The organism is Burkholderia sp. 9777_1386 (assembly GCF_015712265.1).
GTDB classification, from domain to species: Bacteria; Pseudomonadota; Gammaproteobacteria; order Burkholderiales; family Burkholderiaceae; genus Burkholderia; species Burkholderia cenocepacia.
Genome location: NZ_JACCQB010000002.1, coordinates 134,831 through 155,104, shown reverse-complemented (window position 1 = coordinate 155,104; position 20,274 = coordinate 134,831). Strand labels below are relative to the sequence as shown.

Below are 20,274 nucleotides of genomic sequence, written 5' to 3'. Positions count from 1 at the left end.
CGCCACCTGCACGAGACGGCGGTCGCCGCGTGAACGACGCGTACGCCGCCGTTACTTGTCCAGCTCCGGATAGTGCCGGAAGATCCCCATGTCGTTGAACGGGATGCGGCGCTCCGATGCCAGGTAGCGCGCGACGGGCGGATGCTCCGCGACGCGATCGTGCAGCGCGACGAGCGCCGCGACCTTGCGCTCCGCGCGCTTCATCGCCTTCGGGAACGCATAGCGCAGCCCCTCGATCAACTGGAACATCGTCAGGTCCGCATAGCTGAGCGCGTTGCCCGCGATATAACCGTTCTTGTGCGGATTCTGTTCGAGCACGCGATCGAAGTAGCCAAGGAACTTCGGCAGCCGGTTCTCGAGGAAATCGGCCGCGCGCTCGGCCGCTTCCGCTTTCTGGTCCTCGTAGTACAGGCCGCTGCCGATCGGATGGTGCGTGTCGTGGATCTCGGTGATGAAATCGGCGGCGGTCAGCTGGATCTGATGCACCCACAGCCGGCCGGCTTCGTCGTCGGGCGCGAGCCCGAGCCGCGCGCCGAGAAACAGCAGGATGTTCGCGGTCTGCCCGACGACCACGTCGCCCGCCTTCAGGAACGGCGGTGCGAACGGCACGCATTCGGCCTGCGTGCTGTCCATCATGCGCATCATGGCCGTCACGCCCATTCCGCGCCCCGATTCGCGCGCGACGTCGACGTAGTCGGCTTCGGCGGCCTCGAGCGCGAGCCGTACGTACTCGCCGCGGCCCTGGATCTCGGGCCAGTAATAGAGTTCATATCGCATGCTGTTCTCCTGTTCGTTGAACCGAATGCTGCCGGCTGCATGAAGGCGGGGCGGCCATGCGGCTCCCGCTGCGAATAGACAGTCTAGGAGATCGCGGGGAAAGTGCCGCGGGCGTCGCGCGTCACGCGCCGCGTTCGCCGCCTTCGGGGCCGTAGAAGAACACCCATGTCGAGAAATCGTCGGAGAAGCCGACGAAGCGATGCTCGGCGTGCGCGGGGACGAACAGCGCGTCGCCGGCCGCGACGTCGCATTCACGCCCGTCGACGACGAAGCGCGACGTGCCGGCGGCGATCACGTAGACCTCGTCGCGTACGTGCGGCGTCTGCCGATCCTCGATGCGCGGCCGGTACAGCTCGACGTCGAGCGTGCCGTGGTGAAACAGCGTCGTGAACAGCGTGCCTGCGTCGTCGAGGCGCGCAAGCGATTCTTTCAGGCCGAGCTTCATGAGGGCTCCGGGTCCGGATCACGGGAACGTGCGTTGCGTCATCGTAGCGCGCGCGTCGATACGTCGAAACCCCGCGCCGGCCACCGGCGAAACAAGGGGCGATGCGCTCGCCACGGATGAAACGGCTTCGACCATCGGCGAAACGGAGCGGTAGCCGAGCGGATTCGATCGGCATTTTCACTCCAATTTAACCAACGCCGCCTACGATCGCGCTTCGCCGATCGGTGATGCGTCGCGATGCCGTTTCATGCGTGGCTGCCGTTGCCTTTCCCCTTGATTCCGCGAAATCCGGCGGTCCTGCCTGTCGTCAGGCGCGCTCGTCATTCGCCTCCTTTCATCTCGCACCCATGAGTCAGCATCCCCCGGCCTCGTCCCGCAGAACATTCCTGTCCGCCGCGCCGGCCGTCGCGGCGGCGTCATTCCTCGGCGCATGCGGCGGCGGCGACGACGTCACGTCGGCGCCGATCGGCGACGCCGCGCTCGCCGCGCAGATGTCCGCGAAACTGAACGCCCAGCTCGACGATGCGGCGACGGTCGACGCGATCGTGCCGGCGATGACCGATGTCGGCTTCACGTGGGCGCTGCCGACGGTGCCGGCCGCGCAGATCGGCGCGATCGTCGCGTACAGCTTCGGCAATCGTCCGAACGCGGCGAGCGGCAATACGTCGAGCACCGGCGGCAACCAGTCCGCGCTGCCCGATCCGGGGCCCGTCAACGAAGCGCTCGCGGACGCCGTGTACCGCATCCGCCAGTTGAAACCGGTCAAGGTCTACGCGCAGTGGGAAATCGCGCGCTTTCTCGTATCGAAATACGGGCTGGGCGCCGACGTGCTGTCGTCGATCGAACCGGTGATTGCGAGCGACGGCTCGATCGTCTACCTGAGCACCGCGGGCGTCGCGGCCGTGGCGGTATCGCGTGCGGGCGGCGCGGCCGCGATGGGCACCGTCGCGGTGGTTGGCCATCGCGATCATGCGAAGCGCTGCATCCAGACCTCGCGGCAGGCGGGCATGCAGGCGGCCGCGGTCGCCGAGGTGCCGCTGCCGACCACGTACGACCCGCAGTCGGGCCAGCCGTGGACGCGCAACCGCAGCCTCTATCTCGTGCACGACATGTATGCGCAGATGCTGACGCACGCGATGACCGCGACGATGCAGGCGTTCCCGAAAGGCTGATGCCTTCCGTCGTTTCCCATTCGAATTCCGTGACCATGACGAACCGCCGCCATTTTCTCGCCTCCACTTCATTGCTCGCCGCCTCGTGCGCCGCCGCGCCCGCGTTCGCAAGCGACGCCCCCGTTTCCGATGCGGAACTGCAGCGCCAGATGCTCGGCAAGCTGACGAACGAACTGAACGATCGCGCGACTGCCGCCGACGAAACCGGTTACCTGCTCGACACGTTTTTCGCGTGGACGCCGCCGTCCGTCGACGCGGCCGGCGTCAACACGATCGTCGCGTTCGGCTTCGGCAGCCGCGCCGGGTCATCGGCCGCCGCGCCGCTGCCGGGCCCCGTGAACGAGGCCATCGCCGACGCCGTGTTCCAGCTTCGGCAGAAAGCCGCGGTGCCGGTTTTCGCGCAGCAGGAAGTCGCGAGCGTGCTCGCGTCGAAGTACGGACTGACGGCCGGCGTGACGTCGATCGCGACGCCTGCCGCGGTCGCCGGCAGCCCGATACCGACACCCGACGGCGTCGCCGCCGCGATCGTCAGGCAGGCCGGTTCGGCCGCGGCGCTCGGCAAGGTCGGCGTGGTCACGCATCGCGATCAGGCGTCGATCGCCGTGCGCATGTCGAATGCGGCGGGGATGCAGGCGGCGGTGCCGGCCGGACTGGCGCTGCCCGGCGCCTATGATGCATCGGCCCAGCAGCCGGCGATGCGGCGGCGCGATCTTTACCTGATGAGCAATGCCGGCATGCAGCTCGCGATGCTGCGGCTCGACCTGATCAATCGCGAATATCCGGGCGGCTAGACGCGCAGCGCACCCCGCGCGCGATCGCCGCGCGCCGGATCGTGCGTGCCACATGTTGGCGGGTAATGCCGATACAGGTATTGGCACTACCAGCCAAACCACTGTTTTTAATGGGTTTTTTCGCGTCCGGCCTGCGCCGCGACGCGTTCTGCGTGGCATAATCGACCGCATCCGCAAGGCTTGTAGTCACAACGACCCCGCATACCCATGGCACAGACTCTCTACGACAAACTGTGGAACACCCACGTGGTCCACACCGAGGAAGACGGCACGACCCTGCTCTATATCGACCGTCAGCTGCTGCATGAAGTCACGAGCCCGCAGGCATTCGAAGGGCTGAAGATGGCGCAGCGCCCGGTGTGGCGCATCAGCGCGAACCTGGCCGTGTCGGACCACAACGTGCCGACCACGGACCGCAGCCACGGCATCGCCGATCCCGTCTCGAAGCTGCAGGTCGACACGCTCGACGCGAACTGCGACGCATTCGGCATCACCCAGTTCAAGATGAACGACGTGCGCCAGGGCATCGTCCACATCATCGGGCCGGAACAGGGCGCGACGCTGCCGGGCATGACGATCGTGTGCGGCGATTCGCATACGTCGACGCACGGCGCGTTCGGCGCGCTCGCGCACGGCATCGGCACGTCGGAAGTCGAGCACGTGCTCGCGACGCAGACCTTGCTGCAGAAGAAGAGCAAGAACATGCTCGTGAAGGTCGAGGGCGCACTGCCGCGCGGCTGCACCGCGAAGGACATCGTGCTCGCGATCATCGGCAAGATCGGCACCGCGGGCGGCACCGGCTACGCGATCGAATTCGGCGGCTCGACCATTCGCGCGCTGACGATGGAAGGCCGCATGACCGTCTGCAACATGGCGATCGAAGCCGGCGCGCGCGCGGGCATGGTCGCGGTGGACGACACGACGATCGACTACCTGAAGGGCCGTCCGTTCGTGCCGACCGGCGCGGAATGGGATCAGGCCGTCGAATACTGGCGCCAGTTCAAGTCGGACGACGGCGCGCACTTCGACCGCGTGGTCGAGCTGAACGCGGCCGAGATCGTCCCGCAGGTCACGTGGGGCACGTCGCCGGAAATGGTCACGTCGATCGACGGTCGCGTGCCCGATCCCGAGCGCGAGAAGGATCCGGTCAAGCGCGACGCGATGGAGCGCGCGCTGGCGTACATGGCGCTCGAGCCGAACACGCCGATCGAATCGATCAAGGTCGACAAGATCTTCATCGGCTCGTGCACGAATGCACGGATCGAGGATATCCGCGCGGCCGCGTATGTCGTGAAGAAGCTGAACCGTCGCATCGCGTCGAACGTGCGGCTCGCGATGGTCGTGCCGGGCTCGGGCCTCGTGAAGGCGCAGGCCGAGCGCGAAGGGCTCGACAAGGTGTTCACCGACGCGGGCTTCGAATGGCGCGAGCCGGGCTGCTCGATGTGCCTCGCGATGAACGCCGACCGGCTCGATCCGGGCGAGCGCTGCGCGTCGACGTCGAACCGCAACTTCGAAGGCCGGCAGGGCGCGGGCGGCCGCACGCACCTCGTGAGCCCCGCGATGGCGGCGGCCGCGGCGATCGAAGGCCACTTCGTCGACATTCGCCAGCTGGGGTAACGCGTGACGGCATCGAAGGTCATCGCGCGGCTGGTTGCCGCGCTGGCGCTGGCGGGGCTGGGCTTCGGCCTCGCGGGCTGCAATACCGTCCGAGGCTTCGGCGAGGACGTCAACGCCGCCGGCAACGCGCTGAAGCGCGCCGCGGACTGACACCGCCACCGAGAATTTGTCGATGGGCGCCGGCCGCGTGCCGGCCCTTCAACCGGATAGACGGATCATGGAAAAATTCACTGTACATACCGGCGTCGTGGCGCCGCTCGATCGCGAGAACGTCGACACGGACGCGATCATCCCGAAGCAGTTCCTGAAGTCGATCAAGCGCACGGGCTTCGGTCCGAACGCGTTCGACGAATGGCGCTACCTCGATCACGGCGAGCCGGGGCAGGACAACTCGAAGCGTCCGCTGAACCCGGACTTCGTGCTGAACCAGCCGCGCTACCAGGGCGCATCGGTGCTGCTCGCCCGCAAGAATTTCGGCTGCGGCAGCTCGCGCGAGCACGCGCCGTGGGCGCTGCAGCAGTACGGCTTCCGCGCGATCATCGCGCCGAGCTTCGCGGACATCTTCTTCAACAACTGCTTCAAGAACGGCCTGCTGCCGATCGTGCTGACCGAGCAGCAGGTCGATCACCTGTTCAACGACACGTATGCGTTCAACGGCTACCAGCTGACGATCGACCTCGACGCGCAGGTCGTGCGCGCGGGCGACGGCCGCGAGTATCCGTTCGAGATCACCGCGTTCCGCAAGTACTGCCTGTTGAACGGCTTCGACGACATCGGCCTCACGCTGCGCCACGCGGACAAGATCCGCCAGTTCGAAGCGGAGCGGCTCGTGAAGCAGCCGTGGCTCAACACGAAGCTGGTCGGCTGATCGCGCGTGGCGGGTGCGCCGTGCGCGCGCTCGCCGGCCTGTCTCCCCAACAACCTACCCAGTCAGGAATTTCGCATGAAGATTGCAGTGCTGCCCGGCGACGGCATCGGTCCGGAAATCGTCAATGAAGCCGTGAAGGTGCTGAACGCACTCGACGAGACGTTCGAACTCGAACAGGCGCCGGTCGGCGGCGCGGGCTACGAGGCGAGCGGCCATCCGCTGCCCGACGCGACGCTGGCGCTCGCGAAGCAGGCCGACGCGATCCTGTTCGGCGCGGTCGGCGACTGGAAGTACGACTCGCTGGAGCGCGCGCTGCGCCCCGAGCAGGCGATCCTCGGGCTGCGCAAGCACCTCGAGCTGTTCGCGAACTTCCGCCCGGCGATCTGCTATCCGCAGCTCGTCGATGCGTCGCCGTTGAAGCCGGAGCTCGTCGCGGGCCTCGACATCCTGATCGTGCGCGAACTGAACGGCGACATCTACTTCGGCCAGCCGCGCGGCGTGCGCGCGGCGCCGGACGGCCCGTTCGCCGGCGCGCGCGAAGGCTTCGACACGATGCGCTATTCGGAGCCGGAAGTGCGCCGCATCGCGCACGTCGCGTTCCAGGCCGCGCAAAAGCGCGCGAAGAAGCTGCTGTCGGTCGACAAGTCGAACGTGCTGGAGACGTCGCAGTTCTGGCGCGACATCATGATCGACGTGTCGAAGGAATACGCGGACGTCGAGCTGTCGCACATGTACGTCGACAACGCGGCGATGCAGCTCGCGAAGGCGCCGAAGCAGTTCGACGTGATCGTCACGGGCAACATGTTCGGCGACATCCTGTCGGATGAAGCGTCGATGCTGACGGGCTCGATCGGCATGCTGCCGTCGGCGTCGCTCGACAAGAACAACAAGGGCCTGTACGAGCCGTCGCACGGTTCGGCGCCGGACATCGCCGGCAAGGGCATCGCGAACCCGCTCGCGACGATCCTGTCGGCCGCGATGCTGCTGCGCTACTCGCTGAATCGCGCCGAGCAGGCCGATCGCATCGAGCGTGCGGTGAAAACGGTGCTCGAACAGGGTTATCGCACGGGCGACATCGCGACGCCGGGCTGCAAGCAGGTCGGCACGGCGGCGATGGGCGACGCGGTGGTCGCGGCGCTGTAAGCGGACGGATCGAAGTCCGGTAACCAAGATGAAAAGGGCGCGAACGGGCCGTAAAAATCGGCCGGTTCGCGCACCGTTGGCCGTTGTGCGGGCCAGCGGCTTTGTGTAGACTCGAACGATGGCGCTGATTTCCCTGATCTCCCCGGTCCTGAAACTCCACGGCAACACTGCCCGTGCGGGTGCGCGCGCCATCGTCATCACGAAAACCATTACCACGAAAACGATCATTAAACGCTGATCGCCGTCGTGCCCGCCTGTTTCCCCGCGCGGTCACGCGGGGACGGAAATGGCGGGGAAGCTCCATTCAAGCAAAGGGTTAGTCATGAACGTAGGTCTCGTAGGTTGGCGCGGCATGGTCGGCAGCGTCCTGATGCAGCGCATGCAGGAAGAGGGCGATTTCGACCTGATCGAACCGGTGTTCTTCAGCACCAGCAACACGGGCGGCAAGGCGCCGTCGTTCGCGAAAAACGAGACTACGCTCAAGGACGCGACCAACGTCGACGAGCTGAAGAAGTGCGACGTGATCATCACGTGCCAGGGCGGCGACTACACGAACGACGTGTTCCCGAAGCTGCGCGCGGCCGGCTGGAACGGCTACTGGATCGACGCGGCGTCGTCGCTGCGGATGAAGGACGACGCGGTCATCATCCTCGATCCGGTCAACCTCGACGTGATCAAGGACGCGCTCGTCAAGGGCACGAAGAACTTCATCGGCGGCAACTGCACGGTCAGCCTGATGCTGATGGCGCTCGGCGGCCTGTTCCGCGAGAACCTCGTCGACTGGATGACGGCGATGACCTACCAGGCCGCATCCGGCGCGGGCGCGCAGAACATGCGCGAATTGCTGTCGCAGATGGGCGCGCTGCATGGTTCGGTGCAGGAGCAGCTCGCCGATCCGGCTTCCGCGATCCTCGACATCGACCGCCGCGTGCTCGCGACGATGAACAGCGACGCGATGCCGACGAGCCAGTTCGGCGTGCCGCTCGCCGGTTCGCTGATCCCGTGGATCGACAAGGATCTCGGCAACGGGATGTCGAAGGAAGAGTGGAAGGGGGGCGCGGAAACCAACAAGATCCTCGGCAAGCCGGCGATGGGCGAGCCGGGTGCGATCCCGGTCGACGGGCTGTGCGTGCGGATCGGTGCGATGCGCTGCCATTCGCAGGCGCTGACGATCAAGCTGAAGAAGGACGTGCCGCTCGACGAAATCAACGGCATCCTCGCGTCCGCGAACGACTGGGTGAAGGTCGTGCCGAACGAGCGTGAAGCGTCGATGCGCGACCTGTCGCCGGCGAAGATCACCGGCACGCTGACGGTGCCGGTCGGCCGCCTGCGCAAGCTCGCGATGGGCGGCGAATACCTGTCGGCGTTCACGGTCGGCGATCAGCTGCTGTGGGGCGCGGCCGAGCCGCTGCGCCGCATGCTGCGCATCCTGCTCGACAAGTAAGCACGGCTGTCCGGCCAGCGGGCCGGGCTGCACGACACGACGCGCCGCGTCGGCCTCGAGATCCGGGGCCGGCGCGGCGCGTTTTTCATGCGCGGGTCAACGCAGGTTCAGCAGCGTCTGGTCGACCGCCTGCTGGGTCTTGATCGTCTGCGCGTTCGCCTGGTAATTGCGCTGCGCGGTGATCAGGTTCACGAGCTCGGTCGTCAGGTTCACGTTCGAATTTTCCAGCGCGCTCCCCTGCAGCGTGCCGTGGTTCGTGCTGCCCGGCGCGGCGATCTGCGGCACGCCAGACGCGGCCGTTTCCGCATACTGGTTGCCGCCGATGTTCACGAGCCCGTTCGGGTTGTTGAAGTTCGCGAGCGCGATCAGGCCGAGCACCGCGCTCTGGCCGTTCGAGTAGTTGCCGGTCAGCTTGCCGTCGGTGCCGATCGAGAACGTCGTCAGCGTGCCGCTCGCGAAGCCGTCCTGCGCGAGATTGGTCACGCCGTCCTTGCCGCCGTACTGCGTCGTGCCGCCCAGGTCGAGCGTCAGGTTCTGCGGATTGGCGCCGCCCGTTGTGTTCGGGATCGAGAACGCGAACTGGCCGAGGCTCGGCGTCGGCTGGCCGGTCGCGGCCGACGTCGTCGAGCTGATCCGGCCCGACGCATCGAACGTGACGGTGCCGAGATTCGTCGGCGTCTGGCCCTGCACGCCCGCGTAGGCCTGCCACGTGCCGGCCGCGCTCTTCGCGAAGTACATCGTGACCTGCTGCGGGCCGCCGAGCGTGTCGTAGACCTGGATCGACGAGTTGTAGTTGTACGTCGTGTTGTCGGTCGCGTTGAACGGCGTCTTGGCCGGCACCTTGTCCTGCGCGTTCAGGTTGAACTGGCCGGTGATCTTGCTCGTCGCGCGCGGCGCGATGTTGTTGGTCGGCGCCTGGAGCGGCACGGTCTGCGCGGTGTTGATCACGCCGCCGGCGCCCGCCGCATAGCCCATCAGGTTGCGGCCTTGCGCGTCGACGATCGCGCCGTTCTTGTCGCGATGGAACGTGCCGTCGCGCGAGTACGTGGTCACGCCGTTGCTGGACATCTGGAAGAAGCCGTTGCCGTTGATCGCGACGTCGAGCGACGACTTCGTCGAATTGATCGTCCCCTGGCCGAAATTCTGCTGCACCGACGCGAGCCGCGTGCCGATGCCGATCTGCGTGTTGACCGACGTCGCGACCGAATTCGCGTACATGTCGGCGAAGTTCGCGCGTCCCTGCTTGAAGCCGACCGTGTTTGCGTTCGCGATGTTGTTGCCGATGACGTCGAGATTGCTCGACGCACCGGCCAATCCGCTCAAGCCCTGCTGATAGCCCATGTTCGGTCCCCGTAACGAGCTGGTGAGTGAATGCAGTCGTGCGACTGCGCGATGACCCTCCGGTACCTCACGGCATCAGCCCGGCCGCGCGCGCCCGCCTTTCCGGCATGTGCAGGCGCGAGGTCGAAAGATGCCGATTCCTGTTTGAAGGCGATCGTATCGACGGCGATTATTTGGTCTGTGTAATTTTGTGTAATGTAATTGAATTGATGCAGAAACGATCGCTTTTGTATGAGCAATGGCGTGGGCGTAAGGCGGTGAAAGCCTTATGGGGTGGGGCTTTGGCCGTGTAAATTTTCATTTCTCCGATAAGAGAGGGGAATTGCCTTCTTATCGACGAATTGAAATTTGTCGGGAGCGGGATTAAGCGCCGATCAGGATTTGTTTTGATTTTCGGCGGCTAGTTCATTAACGGCGGGCAGGGCGGATTGTTGAGAAAATCCCTGCGATTCTGTCGTCGTGATCCTGCGGCGGACGCTGGGTCGGCGCCGGAAAGCCGCTTCCTCCGACAGGGGCGCGACGCTGCTGCGAGACGGCTTTCGCCTGCGGCACGCAGGTTCGTCCTGATCGATCGGATGCATGGACTACGACAGGCGCGGCCGCGCGACACGAGCGCCTACCCCGCGCCCGGTTGCACCTGCCGGCGACGAATTCGGCCGGAACCCGATCGTGTGAAGTAAACTACGCGGTTACGACGCACAGACCCGCCGAAAGCGTCGCGTTCCGCGCGACGCTTTTGCATTTCTGCAGCCACTTTATTGACGCTTCCAACCGTGAATCCGAGCCGCGCCCGCGCGCGGCGATAGAGCCAACGATGTCCCGAATTTCCTTGTTTCCGCGTCAGTCCCGTCTGTCGCGCGCCGTGCGTGGCGCGCTGGCGATCCTGGCGCTCGGCGCAGCCGCATCGGCATGGGCAGTCGGCGCCGGCGAACTGCCGGCGTCCGCTGCCGGCGCCGCCGCTCCGCTTACCGTGACGGTCCAGCCGGGCCAGTCGCTGAACGACATCGCGAAAGCGGCCACGCAATCGCACGATCCGGGCGTGCTCGCGCGCGCTGGCCGTGCGCTGTTCGACGCCAATCCGCAGGCGTTCATGAAGCGCGACGCGAGCCGCCTGAAAGTCGGCGCGACGCTGACGGTGCCCGCGCTCGACGCCACCGGCGCGGCGCTCGCGCCGGCCGGCGCATCCGCTGCCTCCGGGACGACGGCCGCTTCCGCGCCCGCCGCCGCATCGGGCGCGGCGGTGATCGCGCAGCATGGCGCGTCGGCGCCGCATGCCGGCTCGGCCGTGCAGTCCGCGCCGGTGGCGCCTGCCCAGCATGCAACGCCGGTGAGCGGCGCGAGTGCCGCGACGGCGGCGGGGGCATCGGCTTCGAGCGGTGCCTCTTCGAACGGGGCGTCGGTCGCACATGGCGCGTCGGCTGTCGACGGCATGCAGTCGGCGGCGCCTACGGCCGGGGCAAGCGGCCCGCACGTATGGAGCGGCGCGATCCAGTCGGCGCCGTCGGCCACGAGCGACGCCGCGGGGCAGGCGGTGCCGGGCGGCCCGGTTTCCGGCGTGCACGAACCGGCCGGCGCAGCGCCCGCCGTGAGTGCGTCGCAGCCGCGGCCGTCGAGCCTGCAGCAATTGCTGGCGCTGAAGAATCGCGTGCTGATGGAGTTGCAGAAGCACGGCATCGGCAAGCCGGCCACGACGACCGGCGTCGCGCCGGCGCCGGCTCCGGTGCCCGCCGCGCCGCGTCCGGCCGCGAACGACGCCGGTGCGTCGGCCGCCGCATCGACGGCAAGCGAAGCCGCGTCGGGCGTGGCAGCCAGCGCGCCGCAACCGGCATCGGCGTCCGTGCAGCCGGTCGCGCCCGTCGCGACACCTGCACGTCGTCCCGAACAGATGGATTGGCGTCCGGCCGCCGTGGCCGGCGCTGCCGTGATCGTGCTCGCGGCCGGCTTCGCGTGGCGCAAGCGCCGCAAGGGGCGCCGCGCGGATGATGCGGGTACGGCTACGGTCGCGGCAGGCGGTGCCGCGGAAGCGGAAGCCGCGCCGTCCGTCGAGCGCGAACTGCCGATCACGCCCGAGATGCCGGTTGCGCGCGATGCGGCGTCCGACATGAACCTCGCTGCGGCGACTGCGGCGGCGGCGGAGACCATCGAGCCGCCCGCAGCGGACACCTCGCCCGCACCCGAAGTGACGGCACCGCCGCGCGACGAGTCGCCCGAATTGCCGTCTGCTCATGCGGCGGAGTCGCCCGCGAACGACGCGACTCCGGTTTCGGCCGAGGCGCCGCACGACGCGGCGCCAGCGGAAAAAAACACCGCCGCCGATCAGCCGGCCGAGCCGCCCGCGGCGTCCATCGCGCCTTCGAGCACCGAAGCGCAGCACGCGACGCTGATGCAGAACGCGATCAGCGCGCTCAACAGTCTCGACATGCCGTTGCCGCCGCGGGCGACAGACGAGCCGTCGTTGACGCCGGAGGAACGCGCGGCGCGGGAAGCGCAGCCCGACGCCGATAAAATCGCAACTAACGGTCAATCCGCCCAGCACCCGCCGATTGGCTCGGGTGAGACGACGCCGGAACATCCGGCCGACCAGGACGACGAGTTCGACTGGGACCCGGACGCCGCGACGCCTGCCGGCCACGCGGGCCAGCCGCCCGCGACGTCGTCGCTGCCGGCGCTCGGCGGCGCGCAGTTCGGCGCGCTGAAGCTCGATTTCGATCTCGACCTGCCGTCCACGCCGGGCGCCGCGCTGCCTGCGCTCACCGCGGACGAGCTCGCGCGCATCGCCCGCAACAAGCTCGATCTCGCGGCGGAGTACGTCGAACTGGGCGACCTGTCCGGCGCGCGCACGCTGCTGCAGGAAGTGGTCGACGCGAACGACGCCGCGACGCGCGACGATGCGCGCGCGCTGCTCGCGAAACTGGCGGACGAGGCGTGATGCGGATCGCGCTGGGCATCCAGTACGACGGCGCGGCGTTCTGCGGCTGGCAGGCGCAGCCGCACGGCAAGACCGTGCAGGACCGGCTCGAACATGCGCTGGCCGAGTTCGCGCGGGTGCCGCTGCACACGACGGTGGCGGGGCGGACCGACACCGGCGTGCACGGGCTCGGGCAGGTCGTGCATTTCGACACGGAGCTCGAGCGCGAGGTGTTCTCGTGGGTGCGCGGCACCAACGCGTTCCTCCCGCCGACCGTGTCGGTGCAGTGGGCGAAGCCGATGCCGGACACGTTCCATGCGCGCTTTTCGGCGTTCGAGCGCACCTATTACTACGCGCTGTACGTGCATCCGGTGCGTTCGCCGATGCTGGCCGGGCGCGCGGGCTGGATCCACACGCCGCTCGACGACGACGCGATGCGCGCCGCCGCCGCGTACCTGATCGGCGAGCACGACTTTTCGTCGTTCCGGTCGTCGGAATGCCAGTCGAAGACGCCGGTCAAACACCTGTATCAGATCGACGTGCGGCGCGCGGGGCATTTCATCCATTTCCGCTTCCGCGCCAACGCGTTCCTGCACCACATGGTGCGCAACCTGATGGGCTGCCTCGTCGCGGTGGGGCGCGGCCGCTATCCGGCCGACTGGCTCGCCGACGTGCTGGCCGGGCGCGACCGCAATCTCGCGGCGCCCACGTTCATGGCCGACGGGCTGTACCTCGCCCACGTCGGCTACCCGGCGGAATTCGCCGTCCCGCCCGCGCAGCTCGGCAGCGTGCCGTGGAGCAGCGTCTGGGCGGATCTGGACCCACAAACATGACGGAGCACGCCGTGTCTTCTTCGACTTCCGCCGCGGCTGGCCTGGCGCCGCGCACGCGCATCAAGCTGTGCGGGCTGTCGCGCCCCGAGGACGTGCTGCACGCGGCGGCGCTCGGCGCCGATGCGATCGGCCTCGTGTTCTACCCGAAGAGCCCGCGCGCGGTGTCGATCGCGCAGGCGGCCGAGCTGGCGAGCCTCGCGCCGCCGTTCGTCTCGGTGGTCGGGCTGTTCGTGAATGCGACCGAAGCCGAGATCGAAGCCGTCGTGCGCGACGTGCCGCTCACGGTGCTGCAGTTCCACGGCGACGAGACGCCGGAGCAGTGCGACGCACTTGGCCGCGCGGCACGCCTGCCGTGGTTGCGCGCGGTACGCGTCGGCCCCTCGACGCAGCGTGCCGATTTGGTAGAATCGGCTCTTCATTATTCGAAAGCGCGCGGCCTCCTGTTCGACACCCTGGTGCCGGATTACGGCGGTAGCGGCAAGGTCTTCGATTGGTCTCTTATTCCCGCAGAGCTCGCGCGTCGGGCCGTTTTGAGTGGTGGCTTGAACGCGCAAAACGTCGGTGATGCGATCCGCCAGCTGCGTCCGTTTGCTGTCGATGTCTCGAGTGGCATCGAAGTGGAGGGCGCGAAGGGCGTGAAGGATCACGCCCGGATGGCGGCGTTCGTACGCGCGGTGCGCGCAGCGGACGCCGGGTGATGCAAGCCGGTGCGACCCCCAAAGCGGGCGCACCGACCGATCGAGAGAGACACCATGTACAACCTTCCTGATGATCGCGGCCATTTCGGCCCGTATGGCGGCGTGTTCGTCGCCGAGACGCTGATTCACGCGCTGGACGAACTGCGCGCGGCGTATGAAAAGTTCCAGAACGATCCCGACTTCGTCGCCGAATTCGAGCGCGAGCTGAAGTATTTCGTCGGCCGCCCGTCGCCGATCTATCACGCGCAGCGCTGGAGCGAGATGCTCGGCGGCGCGCAGATCTACCTGAAGCGCGAAGACCTGAACCACACGGGCGCGCACAAGATCAACAACGTGATCGGCCAGGCGCTGCTCGCGAAGCGCATGGGCAAGAAGCGCGTGATCGCGGAAACCGGCGCCGGCCAGCACGGCGTCGCGACCGCGACGATCTGCGCGCGCTTCGGGATGGAATGCGTCGTCTACATGGGCTCGGAGGACGTGCGCCGGCAGGCCGCCAACGTCTACCGGATGAAGCTGCTCGGCGCGACCGTCGTGCCGGTCGAATCGGGTTCGCGCACGCTGAAGGACGCGCTGAACGAAGCGATGCGCGACTGGGTCACGAACATCGAAAGCACGTTCTACATCATCGGCACGGTCGCGGGCCCGCACCCGTATCCGATGATGGTGCGCGACTTCCAGCGCGTGATCGGCGACGAGTGCAAGGTGCAGATGCCCGAGCTCGCCGGCCGGCAGCCGGACGCGGTGATTGCGTGCGTGGGCGGCGGGTCGAACGCGATGGGCATCTTCTATCCGTACATCGACGATACCTCGGTGCAGCTGATCGGCGTCGAAGCGGCCGGCGACGGCCTCGATACGGGCCATCACGCGGCATCGCTGATCGCCGGCAGCCCGGGCGTGCTGCACGGCAACCGCACGTACCTGCTGCAGGACGACAACGGCCAGATCATCGAGACGCATTCGGTGTCGGCGGGCCTCGACTATCCGGGCGTCGGCCCCGAGCACGCATGGCTGAAGGACAGCGGCCGCGCGCAGTACGTGCCGATCAGCGACGACGAGGCGTTGAAGGCGTTCCACGACTGCTGCCGGATCGAGGGGATCATTCCCGCGCTCGAGTCGAGCCACGCGATCGCGTATGGCGTGAAGCTCGCGCCGACGTTGCCGAAGGACAAGATCCTGCTCGTCAACCTGTCGGGCCGCGGCGACAAGGACATGCACACGGTCGCCGAGCGATCGGGCATCGAGCTCTGACCCCGACCGATGCGTGACCTGATCGAAGAGCCGGGCGGCGGCGCCGCGAGCGAGGCGGAGGCGGTTCAGCCCGCCGCTGCCGTGCCGCGCGCGCTGCCGTCCGGTATCGAGCTGCACAACCGCGATTTCCTGACCCACGCCGCGCACCTGCCGGATGCGTCGATCGACCTGATCGTCGCCGATCCGCCGTACGGGCTCGGCAAGGACTACGGCAACGATTCGGACAAGCGTTCGGGCGACGACTTCCTCGCGTGGACGCGCGAGTGGCTCGACCTCGCGATTCCGAAGCTGAAGCCGAGCGGGTCGATGTACATCTTCTGCACGTGGCAGTACGCGCCGGAAATCTTCAGTTTCCTGAAGACGAAACTCACGATGGTCAACGAGATCATCTGGGACCGGCGCGTGCCGAGCATGGGCGGCACGACGCGCCGTTTCACGTCGGTGCACGACAACATCGGCTTTTTCGCGGTTTCCAAAGCGTATTACTTCGATCTCGATCCGGTCCGCATCCCGTACGACGCCGACACGAAGAAGGCCCGCTCGCGCAAGCTGTTCGAAGGCAGCAAGTGGCTGGAGATGGGCTACAACCCGAAGGACGTCTGGTCGGTCTCGCGCCTGCACCGGCAGCACGCGGAGCGCGTCGATCATCCGACCCAGAAGCCGCTGGAAATCATCGAGCGGATGGTGCTCGCAAGCTGCCCGCCGGGCGGCCGCGTGCTCGATCCGTTCATGGGCAGCGGCACGACCGCGGTGGCCTGCGCACGGCAGGGGCGCGACTTCGTCGGCTACGAGATCAACGAAAGCTATTGTGCGATCGCGCACGAGCGCGTGAGCGCGCTCGCCGCGCCGGCGTGCGCGTGAGTCGCGCCGCCGCGTCGCCGAACGCAACGCATACATCGTATGAGACCGGAGCAAGCGCTGAAGCGCCAGCTCCGGATCGACACAGGAAAATTGCCATGTCCCGTATTCAGCAGACCTTCGCCGCGCTCGCCGAACAAGGCCGTAAGGGCCTGATCCCGTTCATCACGGCCGGCGACCCCGATCCCGCGAAAACCGTCGAATTCATGCACGCGCTCGCCGCAGGCGGCGCGGACGTGATCGAACTCGGCGTGCCGTTCTCGGACCCGATGGCCGACGGCCCGGTGATCCAGCGCTCGTCGGAACGCGCGCTCGCGCGCGGCGTCACGTTGAAGAGCGTGCTCGCCGACGTGAAGCGTTTCCGCGAAACCGACCCCAAAACCCCCGTCGTGCTGATGGGCTATGCGAACCCGATCGAACGGATGGGGGTCGACGCGTTCGCGGCCGAAGCGCACGCGGCCGGCGTCGACGGCGTGCTGGTGGTCGACTATCCGCCGGAAGAGGCCGGTGTTTTCGCCGAGAAAATGCGCGCCGCGCAGATCGATCCGATCTTCCTGCTGGCGCCCACGTCGACCGACGAGCGCATTGCCGACGTCGGCAAGATCGCGAGCGGCTACGTGTATTACGTGTCGCTCAAGGGCGTGACCGGCGCGGGAAATCTGGATGTTTCGAGCATTGCAGGTAAAATCCCGGCCATCAAGTCGCGCGTGCCGGTTCCGGTGGGCGTCGGCTTCGGTATCCGCGACGCCGAAACGGCGCGCGCGGTGGCCGAAGTGTCGGATGCCGTCGTGATCGGCAGCCGCCTGGTGCAGCTGCTCGAGAGCGCCGCGCCGGAAGGCGCCGCCGCCGCGCTGAAGTCTTTCATTGCCGAGCTGCGTGCCGCGCTGGACGGCGCGGGCAAGACGGCGCGATAAACACAACAGGAAGCGGGAACGGGCCGGTCGGCCCGCCCCGCCACGGAACAGGAAACCATACGATGAGCTGGCTCGACAAACTGTTGCCGCCGAAGATCAAGCAGACCGACCCGAAAAGCCGCAAGGGCATTCCGGAAGGCCTGTGGGTCAAGTGCCCGTCCTGCGAGGCCGTTCTCTATCGCAACGACGTGGACGCGAACCTGCACGTGTGCCCGAAGTGCGATCACCACATGCGCATCGGTGCACGCGAGCGCCTCGACGGGCTGCTCGATCCGGAAGGCCGCTATGAAATCGGCCAGGAAATCGTGCCGGTCGACACGCTGAAGTTCAAGGACAGCCGCAAGTACCCCGATCGTCTGAAGGAAGCGATGGACGAAACCGGCGAGACCGACGCGATGGTCGTGATGGGCGGGGCGATCCACACGCTGCCCGTCGTCGCGGCCTGTTTCGAGTTCTCGTTCATGGGCGGCTCGATGGGCTCGGTCGTCGGCGAACGCTTCGCGCGCGGCGCGCAGAACGCGCTGGAGCAGCACGTGCCGTTCATCTGCTTCACCGCATCGGGCGGCGCGCGGATGCAGGAAAGCCTGCTGTCGCTGATGCAGATGGCCAAGACCACCGCGATGCTGACCAAGCTCGCCGAGGCGAAGCTGCCGTTCATCTCGGTGCTGACCGACCCGACGATGGGTGGCGTGTCGGCGAGCTTCGCATTCCTCGGCGACGTCGTGATCGCCGAGCCGAAGGCGCTGATCGGCTTCGCCGGCCCGCGCGTGATCGAGCAGACGGTCCGCGAGAAACTGCCGGAAGGTTTCCAGCGCGCCGAATTCCTGCTGAAGACCGGCGCGATCGACATGATCGTCGATCGTCGCAAGATGCGCGACGAGATCGCGCAGTTGCTCGCGCTGCTGCAGCGACAGCCGGCCGACGCGCTGGCCTGACCGGCGCAAGGTTGTGACTCCGCGCGTCGCCTGGCTCCAGCGTCAGGCGGCGCGCTTCGTTTTTTGGCGTAGTGACGGTACCGATCCAGATTTGATCCGATGAGCACTTTTCCCACTCTCGACGCGTGGCTTTCGCATCTCGAACGCGCGCACCCGGTCGGCATCGACATGGGCCTGACCCGCATCGGGCAGGTCAAGGCGGCGCTGCAGCTCGAATTCGCGTGCCCGGTGATCACCGTCGGCGGCACGAACGGCAAGGGCTCGACCTGCGCATTCCTCGAGACGATCCTCGTGCGCGCGGGCTACAAGGTCGGCTGCCACACGTCGCCGCACCTGCTCGAATTCAACGAGCGCGCGCGCGTGAACGGACAGAACGTGACCGATGACGAACTGCTGCCGCACTTCGAGGCCGTCGAAGCCGCGCGCACGTCGCTGGCCGAGCCCGTGTCGCTCACGTATTTCGAATTCACGACGCTCGCGATCCTGCATCTGTTCGCGGCGCGCGGGCTCGACGCGGTGATCCTCGAAGTCGGCCTCGGCGGCCGGCTCGATGCGGTCAACATCATCGATACCGATTGTGCGATCGTCACGAGCATCGACATCGACCATACCGAATACCTCGGCGACACGCGCGAGAAGATCGCGTTCGAGAAGGCCGGGATCTTCCGCGCCGACAAGCCGGCGATCTGCGGCGATCCGGCCGCGCCGCAGACGCTGATCGACCACGCCGAAGCGATTGGCGCCGACCTGTGGCTCGTCGGCCGCGATTTCCGCTACGAGGCGCAAGCGGGCGCCGAGCGCCAGCAATGGAGCTACCTCGGCCGCGAGAAGCGCTATCCGGCGCTCGCGTACCCGGCGCTGCGCGGCGCGAATCAGCTGATCAATGCGTCGGCCGCGCTCGCCGCGCTCGAGGCGCTGCGCCCGGTGCTGCCGGTGTCCGCGCAGGACATCCGGCTCGGGCTGGCGAACGTCGAGCTGCCGGGGCGCTTCCAGGTGCTGCCCGGCAAGCCGGCGATCGTGCTCGACGTCGCGCACAATCCGCATGCGTCGGCCGTGCTCGAGCAGAACCTCGGCAACATGGGCTTCTTCCCGTACACGTACGCGGTGTTCGGCGCGATGCACGACAAGGACATCGACGGCGTGCTGCAGCACCTGAAGGGCGAGATCGACCACTGGTGCGTGACCGACCTGCCGCTGCCGCGCGCGGCCTCCGCGGAGCAGCTCGAAGCCGCGCTGCGCAAGGCTGGCGTGGAGGAGGGGCCCGATTCGAGCGTGACGCGCTACGCGTCGCCTGCGGAAGCGTTTCGCGATGCACTAAAAAGAGCATCCGAGAATGATAGAATCGTGGTTTTCGGCAGTTTCCATACGGTTGCCGGCGTGCTGGCCTACCGTAAATCGCAGCAACACTGACTGACGGGCAGTTTCGGACTCAGCCATTCATGGGAATTTTCTCGTTCGGCAAAAAAGACGACGACGCGCCCCCGCGGCGCGGCGGTCGCACCGGGGCTTCCCGGAACGTGCGCACGGAGCGCACTGAACGCGTCGAGCGGCGCCCGCGCCGCACCGAGCGTCCGGAATCGGACGCACTGCTCCTCGATCCGACCCTTCCAGAAAAGCAACGCGCACGCCGGCGCCTCGTCGGCGCGATCGCGCTCGTCGTGGCCGCGGTGATCGTGCTGCCGATGGTGCTCGACTCGCACCCGAAGCCGGTCACGGACGACATCGCGATCGACATCCCGAACCGGCCCGCGCACCAGGCGGTCGCGCCGCGCGACGACGATGTGTCCGACGTGCAGGCGGGCGTCGCCCACGACGAACCGCCGGCATCCGACACGACCGTTGCGGCCGCACCGGCCCCTGCGCCGAAGGATGCCGCCAAGCCGGCCGCGAAACCCGATACGACCACCACGGCGAGCGTGACGCCGCCGAAGCCCGCGCCGAAGCCGGCCGCCCCCGCGGCGAAACCGGCCGCGCCGAAGCCTGCGCCCGCAACCGTCGCGAATGCCGGCGCCGCGAGCCCGGACAGCGGCGACGCATCGTCGCCGGCATCGCCGGCCGGTGCGCGCTTCGCGGTGCAGCTCGGCTCGTTCAAGGACGACGCGACGGCCCGTTCGTGGGCGACCAAATTGAAATCGGCGGGTGTGCCCGCATATGTCGAGCATCGCAAGCAGGCGGACGGCAGCACGGCTACACTGTTGCGTGCCGGCCCGTTCGCGGATCGATCGGCGGCTTCCGCCGCGATCGCGAAGGTGCGCGAAGCCGGTCTGACGCAGTAATGCCAC

Annotated in this window: 21 protein-coding genes; 18 read left to right on the top strand and 3 right to left on the bottom strand. The window is 67.4% G+C overall.

What is annotated here, in order from left to right; translation table 11 throughout:
* Nucleotides 1–51: 51 nt before the first annotated feature.
* Nucleotides 52–777 carry a glutathione S-transferase gene (locus H0X91_RS02745; protein ID WP_006487776.1) on the bottom strand — a complete coding sequence of 242 codons (726 nt, stop codon included), beginning with the start codon at nt 775–777 and terminating at the stop codon, nt 52–54.
* 121 nt (nt 778–898) lie between these two features.
* The gene (locus tag H0X91_RS02740) at nt 899–1,222 is read right to left on the bottom strand and encodes a cupin domain-containing protein (RefSeq protein WP_006487734.1); all 324 of its coding nucleotides are present in this window, start codon (nt 1,220–1,222) and stop codon (nt 899–901) included.
* A gap of 347 nt (nt 1,223–1,569) precedes the next feature.
* Between H0X91_RS02740 and H0X91_RS02735 the strand changes: the two genes are divergently transcribed.
* The 8 genes from H0X91_RS02735 to asd all read left to right on the top strand — a co-directional run bounded on the left by H0X91_RS02735 (nt 1,570) and on the right by asd (nt 8,257).
* Nucleotides 1,570–2,394 carry a hypothetical protein gene (locus tag H0X91_RS02735; protein ID WP_006495956.1) on the top strand — a complete coding sequence of 275 codons (825 nt, stop codon included), beginning with the start codon at nt 1,570–1,572 and terminating at the stop codon, nt 2,392–2,394.
* Nucleotides 2,395–2,429: 35 nt separating this feature from the next.
* Nucleotides 2,430–3,185, top strand: coding sequence for a hypothetical protein (locus tag H0X91_RS02730; RefSeq protein WP_059722617.1), 756 nt, complete (start codon nt 2,430–2,432; stop codon nt 3,183–3,185).
* 207 nt (nt 3,186–3,392) lie between these two features.
* Nucleotides 3,393–4,802 (top strand): 3-isopropylmalate dehydratase large subunit, encoded by a 1,410-nt coding sequence (gene leuC, locus H0X91_RS02725; protein ID WP_043205143.1) that lies wholly within the window; start codon nt 3,393–3,395, stop codon nt 4,800–4,802.
* Between the two features lie 3 nt (nt 4,803–4,805).
* Nucleotides 4,806–4,952, top strand: a complete 147-nt coding sequence (locus H0X91_RS02720) for an entericidin A/B family lipoprotein (protein WP_006487745.1) — start codon at nt 4,806–4,808, stop codon at nt 4,950–4,952.
* Between the two features lie 67 nt (nt 4,953–5,019).
* The gene (gene leuD, locus H0X91_RS02715) at nt 5,020–5,670 is read left to right on the top strand and encodes a 3-isopropylmalate dehydratase small subunit (protein ID WP_012493210.1); all 651 of its coding nucleotides are present in this window, start codon (nt 5,020–5,022) and stop codon (nt 5,668–5,670) included.
* 75 nt (nt 5,671–5,745) lie between these two features.
* Entirely contained in the window at nt 5,746–6,813 is a 1,068-nt protein-coding gene (gene leuB / locus H0X91_RS02710) for a 3-isopropylmalate dehydrogenase (protein ID WP_006487719.1), read from the top strand.
* A 118-nt stretch (nt 6,814–6,931) separates the two neighbouring features.
* Nucleotides 6,932–7,051 carry a hypothetical protein gene (locus H0X91_RS02705; protein ID WP_006756675.1) on the top strand — a complete coding sequence of 40 codons (120 nt, stop codon included), beginning with the start codon at nt 6,932–6,934 and terminating at the stop codon, nt 7,049–7,051.
* A gap of 84 nt (nt 7,052–7,135) precedes the next feature.
* The gene (gene asd / locus H0X91_RS02700) at nt 7,136–8,257 is read left to right on the top strand and encodes an aspartate-semialdehyde dehydrogenase (protein ID WP_012493211.1); all 1,122 of its coding nucleotides are present in this window, start codon (nt 7,136–7,138) and stop codon (nt 8,255–8,257) included.
* Between the two features lie 96 nt (nt 8,258–8,353).
* Here the strand turns inward: asd and flgE are convergent, their stop codons facing one another.
* The gene (gene flgE / locus H0X91_RS02695; protein WP_196432786.1) at nt 8,354–9,598 is read right to left on the bottom strand and encodes a flagellar hook protein FlgE; all 1,245 of its coding nucleotides are present in this window, start codon (nt 9,596–9,598) and stop codon (nt 8,354–8,356) included.
* Between the two features lie 26 nt (nt 9,599–9,624).
* Between flgE and H0X91_RS02690 the strand changes: the two genes are divergently transcribed.
* The 10 genes from H0X91_RS02690 (at nt 9,625) to H0X91_RS02645 (ending at nt 20,268) form a co-directional block, all read left to right on the top strand.
* Nucleotides 9,625–9,891 carry a hypothetical protein gene (locus H0X91_RS02690; RefSeq protein WP_124550401.1) on the top strand — a complete coding sequence of 89 codons (267 nt, stop codon included), beginning with the start codon at nt 9,625–9,627 and terminating at the stop codon, nt 9,889–9,891.
* Nucleotides 9,892–10,412: 521 nt separating this feature from the next.
* Nucleotides 10,413–12,527: a FimV/HubP family polar landmark protein gene (locus tag H0X91_RS02685; protein ID WP_196432785.1), complete on the top strand. Its 2,115-nt coding sequence runs from the start codon at nt 10,413–10,415 to the stop codon at nt 12,525–12,527.
* The gene (gene truA / locus H0X91_RS02680) at nt 12,527–13,339 is read left to right on the top strand and encodes a tRNA pseudouridine(38-40) synthase TruA (protein WP_006495949.1); all 813 of its coding nucleotides are present in this window, start codon (nt 12,527–12,529) and stop codon (nt 13,337–13,339) included. Before H0X91_RS02685 ends, truA begins: the two co-directional genes overlap by 1 nt.
* On the top strand, nt 13,336–14,037 hold the full coding sequence (locus H0X91_RS02675; protein WP_034202598.1) for a phosphoribosylanthranilate isomerase: 702 nt from the start codon (nt 13,336–13,338) through the stop codon (nt 14,035–14,037). The genes truA and H0X91_RS02675 overlap by 4 nt, the downstream gene beginning before the upstream one ends.
* Nucleotides 14,038–14,091: 54 nt before the next feature.
* The gene (gene trpB, locus H0X91_RS02670) at nt 14,092–15,285 is read left to right on the top strand and encodes a tryptophan synthase subunit beta (RefSeq protein ID WP_006484413.1); all 1,194 of its coding nucleotides are present in this window, start codon (nt 14,092–14,094) and stop codon (nt 15,283–15,285) included.
* Between the two features lie 9 nt (nt 15,286–15,294).
* A complete protein-coding gene (locus H0X91_RS02665; RefSeq protein WP_006484405.1) occupies nt 15,295–16,146 on the top strand; it encodes a DNA-methyltransferase in 852 nt (283 codons plus the stop codon).
* Between the two features lie 95 nt (nt 16,147–16,241).
* The gene (trpA, locus tag H0X91_RS02660) at nt 16,242–17,057 is read left to right on the top strand and encodes a tryptophan synthase subunit alpha (RefSeq protein WP_060268273.1); all 816 of its coding nucleotides are present in this window, start codon (nt 16,242–16,244) and stop codon (nt 17,055–17,057) included.
* A gap of 62 nt (nt 17,058–17,119) precedes the next feature.
* Complete coding sequence (accD, locus tag H0X91_RS02655) at nt 17,120–17,992, top strand: acetyl-CoA carboxylase, carboxyltransferase subunit beta (protein ID WP_006484412.1); 873 nt, start codon at nt 17,120–17,122, stop codon at nt 17,990–17,992.
* Between the two features lie 99 nt (nt 17,993–18,091).
* Complete coding sequence (gene folC, locus H0X91_RS02650; RefSeq protein WP_196432784.1) at nt 18,092–19,402, top strand: bifunctional tetrahydrofolate synthase/dihydrofolate synthase; 1,311 nt, start codon at nt 18,092–18,094, stop codon at nt 19,400–19,402.
* A gap of 29 nt (nt 19,403–19,431) precedes the next feature.
* The gene (locus tag H0X91_RS02645) at nt 19,432–20,268 is read left to right on the top strand and encodes an SPOR domain-containing protein (RefSeq protein WP_034178306.1); all 837 of its coding nucleotides are present in this window, start codon (nt 19,432–19,434) and stop codon (nt 20,266–20,268) included.
* Nucleotides 20,269–20,274: the final 6 nt, after the last annotated feature.